General features: G+C 70.2%; 10 protein-coding genes and 1 other RNA gene. 3 read left to right on the top strand and 8 right to left on the bottom strand.

Annotation, left to right across the window (positions count from 1 at the left end; translation table 11 throughout):
- Nucleotides 1-32: 32 nt before the first annotated feature.
- The 3 genes from LC041_RS03080 to ffs all read right to left on the bottom strand — a co-directional run bounded on the left by LC041_RS03080 (nt 33) and on the right by ffs (nt 1,495).
- Nucleotides 33-581, bottom strand: a complete 549-nt coding sequence (locus LC041_RS03080; protein ID WP_226531486.1) for a hypothetical protein — start codon at nt 579-581, stop codon at nt 33-35.
- A 146-nt stretch (nt 582-727) separates the two neighbouring features.
- Nucleotides 728-1,336: a rhomboid family intramembrane serine protease gene (locus LC041_RS03075; RefSeq protein ID WP_226531485.1), complete on the bottom strand. Its 609-nt coding sequence runs from the start codon at nt 1,334-1,336 to the stop codon at nt 728-730.
- Between the two features lie 62 nt (nt 1,337-1,398).
- Nucleotides 1,399-1,495, bottom strand: an RNA gene (gene ffs / locus LC041_RS03070) — signal recognition particle sRNA small type.
- 172 nt (nt 1,496-1,667) lie between these two features.
- On the opposite strand from ffs, the gene LC041_RS03065 reads away from it, so the two are divergent.
- Genes LC041_RS03065 through LC041_RS03055 form a run of 3 tightly spaced genes read left to right on the top strand, consistent with a single transcriptional unit; the run spans nt 1,668 to nt 6,112 of the window.
- On the top strand, nt 1,668-2,657 hold the full coding sequence (locus LC041_RS03065; RefSeq protein WP_374197650.1) for an AAA family ATPase: 990 nt from the start codon (nt 1,668-1,670) through the stop codon (nt 2,655-2,657).
- Nucleotides 2,658-2,667: 10 nt separating this feature from the next.
- Entirely contained in the window at nt 2,668-3,858 is a 1,191-nt protein-coding gene (locus tag LC041_RS03060) for a DUF58 domain-containing protein (RefSeq protein ID WP_226531484.1), read from the top strand.
- Nucleotides 3,845-6,112 carry a transglutaminase family protein gene (locus LC041_RS03055; RefSeq protein WP_226531483.1) on the top strand — a complete coding sequence of 756 codons (2,268 nt, stop codon included), beginning with the start codon at nt 3,845-3,847 and terminating at the stop codon, nt 6,110-6,112. The genes LC041_RS03060 and LC041_RS03055 overlap by 14 nt, the downstream gene beginning before the upstream one ends.
- Nucleotides 6,113-6,114: 2 nt before the next feature.
- Here LC041_RS03055 and trhO read toward each other — a convergent pair whose 3' ends face one another.
- The 5 genes from trhO to mpaP are packed head-to-tail and all read right to left on the bottom strand — an operon-like array spanning nt 6,115 to nt 10,875.
- Nucleotides 6,115-7,005: an oxygen-dependent tRNA uridine(34) hydroxylase TrhO gene (gene trhO / locus LC041_RS03050; protein WP_226531482.1), complete on the bottom strand. Its 891-nt coding sequence runs from the start codon at nt 7,003-7,005 to the stop codon at nt 6,115-6,117.
- 58 nt (nt 7,006-7,063) lie between these two features.
- A complete protein-coding gene (locus LC041_RS03045) occupies nt 7,064-7,792 on the bottom strand; it encodes a hypothetical protein (protein WP_226531481.1) in 729 nt (242 codons plus the stop codon).
- On the bottom strand, nt 7,789-8,517 hold the full coding sequence (locus LC041_RS03040) for an ABC transporter permease (protein ID WP_226531480.1): 729 nt from the start codon (nt 8,515-8,517) through the stop codon (nt 7,789-7,791). The genes LC041_RS03045 and LC041_RS03040 overlap by 4 nt, the downstream gene beginning before the upstream one ends.
- Entirely contained in the window at nt 8,514-9,230 is a 717-nt protein-coding gene (locus LC041_RS03035) for an ATP-binding cassette domain-containing protein (RefSeq protein WP_226531479.1), read from the bottom strand. The genes LC041_RS03040 and LC041_RS03035 overlap by 4 nt, the downstream gene beginning before the upstream one ends.
- Entirely contained in the window at nt 9,223-10,875 is a 1,653-nt protein-coding gene (gene mpaP, locus LC041_RS03030; protein ID WP_226531478.1) for a daptide biosynthesis intramembrane metalloprotease, read from the bottom strand. The genes LC041_RS03035 and mpaP overlap by 8 nt, the downstream gene beginning before the upstream one ends.
- Between the last annotated feature and the right edge of the window lie 4 nt (nt 10,876-10,879).

The following is a 10,879-nucleotide window of genomic DNA, read 5'->3' as shown; positions in this document are numbered from 1 at the left end:
CAGGGGATCCCACCGGGACAAAGGTGCGGGCGTCACTCGCACGGGCGCGACAGCGCGTCGACGACGGCGGCGGCATCCTGCAGGAAGCGTGCGTAGTAGTCGCGATCGGTGTTGACCTGCACCCGGTGGATCGCGTGCGAGGGTTCCAGGTCCCGCCATCCGGGCAGGCGGCCCAGCCGGTCGTAGAACAGCGTCGCCGCGGTTGCCGGATCCATGCGCTGCTCGATGCTCCCCCACCACTCCTGCTGCTGGAAGAGTCCGATGCTGGTCGTGCGCGATCCATCGGGGTTGGTGAACCCGCTCGTCTCCCAGTCGCCGTAGTCGATGTTGCGCAGGCTGCTCTCACCCATCGCCGTCATCACCCCGAGGATCTGCCCGTCGCGGCGGAACCCGAGTGCACCGGCCGTGCGGATGATCGTCGCGGCGTTGTCGAGCTGCTCCCCGCTCCAGCCGCGGACGCCCGCCTCGGGGAACGTCCGGGGGTCGTCGAGGCAGATCGGGGCGGGGTCGCGGCCGAGCCCCAGCGGGATCAGCGTCAGCAGACCTCCGAGCACGACGACCGCGACGGCGGAGATCAGCACGCGCTGCAGGATCTTCCTCCGTCGGGCCCGGATCGCCGCGCGTCGGCGCGCACCGGTCCTGCGTCGCCGAGCCGCGCTGCTGCGCCTCTTCGCCGTCTTCTTCGCCGCCGTTCGAGCCTTCCCCCGGGACGCGGTGCGCCCCGAGTTCACGTCGTCACGCTGCCGCGCGCGATTCGGGGACGACCGGCGAACGCCGCCACGCCCCCGCCGATCGCGCCGAACAGGTGCCCCTGCCAGGAGATGCCCTCGGCGGCGCCGAACACTCCGGCCAGCATCGAGCCGCCGTACACGACGATCACGACGAGCGCGATGACGGCATAGAGGATGCGGTGGGCGACGCGCCCCGGGGCGAACACCCGCATCACGACGTAGCCGAAGTAGCCGAACACGAGCCCGGAGGCACCGACCGTCAGGGTCCCCGGAGCGTTCACGACCCACGTGCCGATACCGCCCACGATCGCGACGATGGCGGTGACAGCCCAGAATCTGCGAGCACCTTCGACGGCCACCAGGCATCCGAGGACGAGGAAGGGCACGGAGTTCGCGATGAGATGCTGCCAGCTCGCGTGCAGGAGCGGACCGAGCACGATGCCGCCGAGCCCCGCGACGTCCCAGGACCGCAGGCCGAAACCGGTGAAGGATCCCGGGAGGACCGCATCGGCGAACTGCACGATCCACATCGCGACGAGGAGGAGGGCCGGCGAGGCGAATCGGCCCAGCGGATGCTGCGCCTTCGAGGGCGGGGAGACGGTCACGGGACGATTGTCTCAGGTGCACCTGACGTTCGAATGGGCGTCACGGCACGGCCATCGCACATGAAAAAGACTCTCCGCGCACCCAGCAGAGCCCGGTTACCCTTGCTGCGTTTCCGCCCTGGGGGAATTGGCCTGGATGCCGCCACGCGGAGAGCCGTCAACCATCCTAACCCGAGCGCGTCGGGTGCGACGACACCTCCGGCCGTTCGACGGGCAGGTCGGGTCGTGGATGCCACCGCGCGCTCTCGGGGGGAAGCTTCCAGAGCAGTGACGGCGTCACCGGGTTACGATCGAATAACGCGCACCGCAGCGCCGACGTGAGAGGGAACGCATGCCAGAGAAAGCCCCCCTGATCCCGGTGATGATCGATGCCGAACGGTTCGCCGCGCAGACCTCTGCGATCCTCGGCTCCATCGGCCGGGTCATCGACGGGAAGCCGGACGCCGTGCGCAGCGCCCTCGTCTGCCTCCTGGCCGAAGGGCACCTGCTCATCGAGGACGTCCCCGGGGTCGGCAAGACGATGCTCGCGCGCGCACTCGCCGCGAGTGTCGATGCGACCGTGCGGCGCATCCAGTTCACGCCCGACCTGCTGCCCGGCGACGTCACCGGCGTCTCGGTGTACAACCCGGTCGATCAGGAGTTCGAGTTCAAGCGCGGCGCGGTGTTCGCGCACATCGTGATCGCCGATGAGATCAACCGCTCCTCCCCCAAGACGCAGTCGGCTCTTCTCGAAGCGATGGAGGAGGGTCAGGTCACGGTCGACGGATCGACCCACCTGCTCCCGACACCGTTCCTGGTGGTGGCGACGCAGAACCCGCTCGAGATGGAGGGGACCTACGCGCTCCCCGAGGCCCAGCGCGACCGCTTCATGATGCGCATCTCGATGGGGTATCCGGACGCCGCAGCCGAGGCCCTCATGCTGCGCCAGCGCGATGTGGTGAACCCGCTCGCCGCCCTGTCGCCCGTCGCCGATGCGACCGCCATCTCCCAGCTCATCGCCTGGGCGCGCTCGGTCCACGTCGCCCCCGCGCTGGAGGAGTACACGGTCGCGCTCGCCCAGGCGACCCGTTCCGACCCGAACCTGCACCTCGGTGCCAGCCCGCGGGCGACCCTGCAGCTGATCCGCGCCGCGAAGGTGTGGGCGGCGCTGGACGGTCGCGATTACGTCATCCCCGACGACATCACAGCCCTGCTCATCCCGGTCCTCGCCCACCGGCTGCTGCCGGCGCGCGGCGCCCACCGCGCGGGAGCCCAGCCGGTCGAGGCCGCACTCACCCAGATCGTCGAACGGGTGCGGGTCCCCGTCGCGACACGTTCCTGACCGGTCGATCATGCGAAGACGCCGACCCCTCACCGGCCGCGGAGCCGGCGCTCTCGTCGCCGCGCTGTGCTGCGTGATCGCCGCCAACGTCCTCGGCACCCGCATCCTCCTCTACATCGGTCTGCTGCTGGCCGCTCTCACCGTGTTCTCGCTCCTCGCCGTCCGTCTGCCACGGCGTTCCGGGACGGTCACCCGTCAGATCTCGACCGATCTGCTCACCGTGTCCGAGACCTCGCGCGTGACGGTCCGGATCGCGCTCCGCGCGCTGCGGGTGCCACGCGGACTCTGGCACGACGTCCTCCCCGACGCGGTCGCCGGCGACTCCGGCGGTGAGTACCCTCCCGAGACGGGTCGGCTCACGTATTCGATCACCGGGGTGCGACGGGGCGTCTGGCCGCTCGGTCCGCTGATGCTGCGCACCGTCGACCCGTTCGGCCTCGCCCAGCGCGAACAGGCGTTCGGAGAGACCCGCAGCATCACCGTCGTCCCCGAGGTGTTCGCGCTCGCCCCGCTGGCCGTGCGCGTCGGAGCCGCCGGCGGAACCGCGCACACGTCATCGACGCGGCTCGGACAGGGCAGCGACAACCTCTCGCCGCGCGGCTACATCCCCGGCGACTCGATGCGCCGCATCCACTGGCGTGCGACCGCCCACCGCGGGCAGCTGATGGTGCGCCAGGAAGAGGAGGAGTCCAGCCCCGACGCAGTCGTCGTCCTCGATCGCAGTGCCGCCCGCTGGGAGGCGCCGGGCTCCGACGCCGACCCGACGTTCGAGACCGCCGTCTCGCTCTGCGCCTCTGCAGCCGTGCACCTCGCCTCCGAGGGGTACAGCGTCGACGTGATCGACAGTGCCGGTTCGCTGCTCGGTGCGCTGCGCGGGCACGAGGACGATCGCGACGGACTGCTGGTGGCGCTCGCGATGGTCGCGCCCCGGGGGGAGAGCCGAGATCTGGCGACGCTCATCGGTGGCACCCCGCCAGGACCACTGGTCTTCATCACCGGCCGACTCGACGAGGAGGACGCGGCCCGGCTGCGTCCGGCCGGTGCCGCCGCGCCGATGCTGTTCAGCACGGATCTGCTGCCCGGCGCCGCAGAAGCGGCGACTCCGCACGGGTGGACGGCGGTGGCGCTCGGGCCCGTCATCGCGGACGCCTGGGAGGACGCGGTCACGGCGCGGATCGGAGTCGGCGATGTTCCGCGCTGAGCAGCCCCCGCAGACCGCGGCCCGCCCCGCGCACGCGGCACCGACCTGGCACCGCGACGAGGAAGAGCCGACCGGTGTGTTCGGCCCCGGCGCGCTGGCCGCGACAGCGACGATCGTGGCGATGTGGCCGTACACATCGGTGATCTCGCCCGGAGCCTGGTCGTCTTCCGTCCTGATCGTGATCGTCGCCGTGACGGGTGGCGGGATGCTCCTGCGACGGCTGCTGCGCCGACAGGCCGCCTGGCTCCGGGACGCGGGGACGTTCCTCGGTCAGATCGTGGTCGCGATCGCGGTGGTGACCCTGCTGGTGTCCGGCGACACCGCGTTCTTCGGCGTGCTGCCGACGCCGACGACGGTCGCCGTGTTCGGCACGCTCGGCGCGGCTGCCTTCGAAGCGGTCGTCTTCGGCTCCGCGCCGTTGGACGCCTCGCCCGCCCTCACCGCTGCCCTGTCCGCCGGCTTCGCGATCGTCGCGATCCTGGTCGATCACCTGGTGGCGCACCGTTCCGCGGTGCTGGCGACGCTGCTGACGGGCATCGTCGGAGCCGTCCCGATGATCATCACCCTCGGCGAGACCAATGTCGTGTGGTTCGTGCTGTTCGGCGTGGTCACGCTCTTCCTGTTCCGGTACACCGCGAGTCGACACCCGGAATCCCCTCGAAAGTCCTCGCTTTCGGTCGCCATGGGCGTCGGGGCCGCCGCTCTGGTGACGACCTTGGTGATCGCCCCCGCGCTTCCGGTGGCGACGAGCATGGCCGGCACCGGTGTCGGGGTCACCGTCGATGCCTCGTTGCGTCTGGGCGATGACCTGCGCCAGCCCAATCCGGTCGAAGTGCTGACCATCGCTGCGAAGGCCGACGTCGCCCCCTACTTGCGGCTGACGACGCTCTCCCGGTTCGACGGTCGGGTGTGGCAGCCGGACCGGGGCGATCTTCAGTCGCAGGACGACGGGTTCGGCGCTCCGGAATGGGGGCCGGAGATCGCGACGGAGGAGGAGAACACGTCCATCCGTGTGCTCCGCATGTCGAGCTCGTGGTTGCCCGTCCCGTATCCCGCCACCGAGGTACAGGGGCTCAGCGGTTCCTGGCGGGTGTCTCCCCTCAACCGCACTCTCTTCTCGCGCAGTGCCGATGCGGTGGGGAACGACTACACCGTCACCTCGTCGCGCCTGGTTCCGACGCTCGAGCAGATCCGTGCGATCGACGCGGCATCCCCGGTGGTCGATCCCGACGCCGAGCCGGTGGAGCTGCCCGAGATCATCGCGGAGCGTGCCGCCGAGGTGACAGCCGCCGCAAGCACCGACTACGACCGGCTGATCGCACTGCAGAACTGGTTCCGCTCGCAGTTCACGTACTCGCTGGAGACGCCGGTGGAGGAGGGCTTCGACGGCACCGGCGCCGAAGCCGTCGCGCGGTTCCTCGACGTGCGTTCGGGATACTGCGTGCACTTCGCGGGGGCGTTCGCGCTCATGGCGGAGAGCCTGGGAATGCAGGTGCGCATCGTCGTCGGGTACCTTCCCGGCTCACTCACCGACGAGAAGCGCGGCAGCGAGTCGGTCTTCTCCGTGACCAGCGACCAGTTGCACTCCTGGCCCGAGGTGCTCTTCCCCGGTATCGGCTGGGTGCCGTTCGAGCCCACCGCCTCCTTGGGCGTGCCCACCGCGTTCCGAGCGGGGGTCACGCAGGGCGGCGACTCGGGATCCCCCTCCACCCCTGCGCCGACCACGGCCCCGCAGAGCGAGGAGACCTCTGGACCGGAGATCGACCGCGCGGACACCGGGGGCGACTCGGCCGACGGCACCACGCAGCGGCGTCTCGATCCGACGCCGGTCACGCTCATCGCCTTCGGTGTCGTCGCGCTGTTGCTGGTACCGGCATCGATCCGCGTCATCGAACGTCGCCGACGCTTCGCGCAGGCGAGACGCGGCGATCCTGCAGCGGCATGGGCGGAGCTCCGCGACACCCTGATCGACCTGCAGCTGCCGGTCTCCGACGCCGACACCCCGCGAGTTCGTGCGGCCGGCCTGGCGCGCGAGGGCCGGGTGGGGGCTGCGGCGATCCGACGGCTGACGGATGCGGTCGAGCAGACGAACTACGCACGTTCGGTCGAGGTGCAGACCGATCTCACCGAGCCGCTCGACGAGGTGCTGCGGGCGTTGCGCCGGAGCGTGGATCGGCCGGCGCGGCTGCGGGCGGCGCTGTTGCCCCGGTCGCTGTACGCTCCCCGTGCCGCGGAACCCGGGGTCGCTGCCTGACCTCAGGCGGCATGGGCCGTGCAAGGCACGGCCACGCAGGCCTCGCACACGACGAACTGCGAGCGGCACGACAGGTCGGGACAGTTCGCCGTGCGTTTGGTCGGGGTGCCGCACCCGACGCACTCGCCGATCACGCGCGCATGGTCGGAGAAGTCGACCGATCCGCGGCCGTCGAACACGTAGAGCGATCCGTCCCACAGACCGTCGTCGCCGTACTTCTCGCCGTAGCGGACGATACCGCCCTCGAGCTGGTACACCTCGCCGAAGCCGCGCGCCGTCATCAGGCTGGACAGCACCTCGCAGCGGATCCCGCCCGTGCAGTAGGTGACCACGGGCTTGCCCTTGAGGTCGTCGTAAGCGCCGGAATCGAGCAGTCTCACGAAGTCCCTGGTCGTCTCGGTGTCGGGCACGACCGCGCCGCGGAACCTCCCGATCTGCGCCTCGAGGGCGTTCCGGCCGTCGAAGAAGACCACCTCGTCTCCACGCTCGTCGATCAGACCGTGCAGTTCTTCGGGCGTCAGTCGCGTGCCTCCGCCGACGACACCGTGCGCGTCGACGCGCAGTTCGCCGGGCGCGCCGAACGAGACGATCTCATCGCGCACCTTCACACTGAGCTTGGGAAAGTCGAGGCTGCGCCCGTCGGCGTCCAGCCCCGTTCCCTCGCTCCACTTGATGTCCGCGTCGGCGAACGGCGCGTAGGAGCGGAAAGATCGCAGCCACTTCTTCAGCACACCGATGTCGCCACCGAGTGTGCCGTTGATCCCGTCCTTCGAGATGAGCAGGCGTCCACGCAGGCCGAGTGCCTCGCCGAGGTCGCGTTGCCAGACACGGACGGCCTCGGGGTCGGCCAGGGGCGTGAACGCATAGAAGAGGACGATCTTGGGGGTTGCCACCTAGGGATCCTACGTCGTGACCCCGTGCCGCTCCGAACCCCGGCGCGGCGCGAAACCCTTACTTCACGTCGCGGCGCAGGAGGGTGGCTCCCCCCGCGACGAGAGCCGCCAGCATCCACCCGGCGGCGACCGGCACGGCGCTGCTGGGCCCGTCATGCGGCGACATCCCCACGGCGGCGACGTCGAATCCGAATGCCTCGAGCAGCGCGATCAGCGGCATGCCGCGGGCGGCGGCGTTCCAGAGCATCGCGACGAGGACGGCGCTCCCGAGAGACATGGAAGCGACGAAGAGAGCCACGAGATGGCTCTGGACGATGACGCCCACCGCCATGCCCCACAGGCCTGCACCGGCGCCCACGGCCAGGGTGGATCCCACCGATGCCCAGCTCACCGGGACACCGCCCATCGCGACGGCCAGCGCGATGTTTCCTCCCAGGAGCGCCACGCCGGCGACGACCGCGCCGCCGAGCGCGGACGCGAGTGCGCGGGTGATCAGCGTCACCCACCGGCTCTGCAGCATCAGTCGCTGCGCGACGACGCCGTCCCGCCGGTCGAGGGTGTATCGGAAGGAGCCGTAGACGGCCGCCAGAACAGCGCCGTACGTAGCGAGCACGGCGCTGAACGGTGCAGCGAGCGCGGCGCGGGCGTCGGCCGGTGCCTCCGCGATCTCCGCGGGGATGCTCGTCGCCATCGAGATCGACAGCACGAATGCCGCGACCGCCACCCAGAGGAGGACGACGTCCCCGGTGAACGTGCGGGCGTGGGCTCGAAGCGCGCGGACGATCATCCCGTCCTCCTCCGGCCGCCCGCCCATGCCACGGCCACCAGGCCCGCAGCCCAGGCGAGTGCGACGACGAGGGCCGGGCCGAACTCGAGCAGGTGGCCCTGGTACTCGGGCACGCTCAGAGCCGCGAGGACCAACCCGGGCGAGAACCTCGCCACCTCCGGCGCCGTGCGCAGCAGCGCGAGCTCTCCTACCATCGGCAGGACGAGGACGATGACGGCCGTCGCGTAGTAGTTCCGGGTGATCCAACCGATGGACCCCCCGATCAGGGCACCGAGCATCCCGCCGATGACAGCGCCCGCATAGATGCGCCACCCGTCCGGGGCCGGGGCGAAAGACAGACCGCTCACGCTCAAGAAGACCGCGACGCCCGCGCTCCACACGACGAAGAGTCCCAGGGACAGCGTGAGCGCGACGAGGACCCCGGCGATGAGCTTCCCGCCGAACGCGCGGCGGAATCCGACGCCGGTGAGCGTCCGGTCCATCGAGCCGTAGTAGTACTCGCGGGTGACGCCGTACGCTCCGACGAACGCCGCGGAGATGCCCGACCAGGCGAGGGGTTCCAACAGGCGAGCGGTCGCTGTGACCGAGTCGAGGCCGGCTACGTCCAGGCGCGAGCCATCGGAGAACAGCACGAAGGCTGGCAGCAGGAGCGCCACGAGGTACACGGCGAGGAGGGAGAGTCCGCTCACGGAACGCAGGACTTCACTGTGGATCGCGCTCTTCATGCAGGCACTTCCTCGACCAGTTCGAAGTACTTGCTCTCCAGAGAGTCCCCTTCACGCGTGACGAGGTCGCCGAGCCGTCCCGCGAAGAGGGCTCGCCGCTTGATGACGACCACCTCATCCACGATGTGTTCGAGCTCCGCGAGTTGATGGCTGGCGACCAGCACCGTGCCACCGCCTTCGGCGAAGCCGCGGAGGAACCTGCGCAGCCAGCGGATCCCGTCGGGGTCCAGACCGTTCGCCGGCTCATCGAGGATGAGGATGGGAGGTGACCCGACGAGAGCGGCAGCCAGGCCTAGTCGCTGAACCATCCCCGTCGAGAACGTCCGCACACGGCGACGGGCGTCGGCGGCGAGCCCGACTTCTTCGAGGACCTCGTCGATGCGGCTGCGTGGCGCACCGGCGGCGAGCCGGCAGATCTCCAGGTGCCGCCTCGCGGTGATGCCCGCCTCGAACCCGAACCCGTCCATGTGCACACCGACGTGCGCTGCCGGGTTCTCGAGGGCCGAGAAGGGCACCCCGTCGATGAGGCTCTCGCCGCTCGTCGGCCGGAGCAAGCCCACGAGCGTTCGCAGCGTCGTGGACTTGCCCGCGCCGTTGGGCCCGAGGAGTCCGACGATCGTCCCGCGCGGCACGACGAACGACAGATCTTCGACGGCGGTGCGGCGGCCGTACCTCTTCGTGAGGCTTCGGACCTCGATCGCGTGTTCAGTCATGTTCATCCCTCTCCTGCTTCTCCTCCGCAAACGCCGACAGAGGCGAAAGCACGCCCGTCGCCCAAAGCGTCTGCCACAGACTTCTCGTGCCGAGCGCGACCTGCGCCCGTCCTGTCGAGGGCATGCCTCCGCTGCCCTCGTGCACATCGACACCGGCGATGATGGTCGCGGGGACGCTCACGCCGTCCGCCGCGATCGGGACGAGCGCCTCCAGCCCGACCTCCGTCTGCTTCCACGGCTCCGGCCTGACGGTTCCGTCGCCGACCCGCGCATTCGTGAGGAGCCCCGCGCTCAAGAGCAGGACCGGGGCACTCTCCGGCACGTCCGCCTCGACCACCGTCCGCGACTGCACCAGGAGCACCCGGTCACCCCGCGTGACGAAACCGAACGTCGTCGTCACAGGTACCGGGATGACGGCTCCCACGACCACGATGCTCGCCAACAGCGCGACGCTGACGGAGACGAAGCGAAGCCGTGAGACGCCCGACCGCAAGACGCGGAGCAGTGCTCTCGAGAGGAGCGCGACCCCGGCGATCACCACGGCCGTCTCCAGAACGAGGACGAGGATCCCCGCGGCCGGTCCTGCCCCGGCGAGCGCTTGCGCGACGCGCGAGAGCGCGAACAGCACCATCGCGACCGGAGCGATGAGGCAGGCGAGACCGAACGGAACACTCCACCACCTGTCCAGATCCCTGGACTTCCGCGGTCCGCCGAACAGCACGCGGGTCAGAAAGTCGGCCCCATCACGAATCGTCCGGTCACGGAGGTTCGGTTCGTCGAGTGCGCTCATGAGAGCGATGTAGCCGTCGAACCGCACGAACGGAATCAGGTTGACCAGCACGATCGCGGCGCAGGCGACGGCGAGGAGCTGGAGTGTCTGGCGGATCAGAGGATCTTGGAGCACGAGCGCGGTGACGAGGGCGAGCGCCGCGGCGACGGCGTGCACGGCCGGACCGGCGAGCGCGACCGCGACACGTTGCCGCCGATCGGAGAGGCGCCAGCCGTCGGTCACGTCCACGAAGAAGGCGGGCGTGAGGTAGTAGAGCATGAAGCCCGCGCGACGCGGCTCACCGCCGAACCGCGCGAGCGTGAGGCCATGGGCGCTCTCATGGAGCAGCGTCATGGCGGACAGGACGGCGACGACGACCACGAGCCCGGGCAGCGACACGGGCATAGCCAGGACATCCCCCACCTCTCCCACCTGGAAGGCTGCGGCGACGAGGCCGAGGCAGAGGACCACGACGACCGGCACCAGAACCCCTCGTCGTGGGAGCGGGAGGAGGAGACGATTCCAGCGGCCGAAGAAGGCGGGCGCACGCAGCGTCGCGAACTGGAGGGTGAACGGAGGCCGATAGGTCACTCTGCCGGGCGGGGGTCTCGTGTCACCGTCCAGGAGCCCGCTGGCGCGGAAGCGCTGGATGAGCAGGAGGAAGTCCTCCACGGCCTCGGAGGCGGCGAAGCGTTCGTGCAGGTCGCGAAGCGTGGTCTCACCGTTCATCGCCGTCAGCAGATCGACGACGGGCCGCGAGACCCTCGACGACGGCACGCCCTGCAGCATCGCGATCCAGACGCCCGCCTCGTTCACTTCCTCGAAGGCGACACCGGATGCGAGCAGGGGACGATCATCGGCCGTCAGCGGTACCACGGCC

The sequence above is a fragment of the Microbacterium paraoxydans genome, from assembly GCF_020524545.1.
Taxonomy (GTDB): domain Bacteria; phylum Actinomycetota; class Actinomycetes; order Actinomycetales; family Microbacteriaceae; genus Microbacterium; species Microbacterium paraoxydans_C.
Note: the sequence above shows the minus strand (reverse complement) of the source record. Positions and strands in the feature narration are given on the sequence as shown.

Coding starts and splice junctions, on each gene's coding strand:
- LC041_RS03040 (WP_226531480.1), bottom strand. CDS start 8,517: ATGAAGAGCGCGATCCACAGTGAAGTCCTGCGTTCCGTGAGCGGACTC.
- LC041_RS03045 (WP_226531481.1), bottom strand. CDS start 7,792: ATGATCGTCCGCGCGCTTCGAGCCCACGCCCGCACGTTCACCGGGGAC.
- LC041_RS03035 (WP_226531479.1), bottom strand. CDS start 9,230: ATGACTGAACACGCGATCGAGGTCCGAAGCCTCACGAAGAGGTACGGC.
- LC041_RS03060 (WP_226531484.1), top strand. CDS start 2,668: ATGCGAAGACGCCGACCCCTCACCGGCCGCGGAGCCGGCGCTCTCGTC.
- LC041_RS03055 (WP_226531483.1), top strand. CDS start 3,845: ATGTTCCGCGCTGAGCAGCCCCCGCAGACCGCGGCCCGCCCCGCGCAC.
- LC041_RS03065 (WP_374197650.1), top strand. CDS start 1,668: ATGCCAGAGAAAGCCCCCCTGATCCCGGTGATGATCGATGCCGAACGG.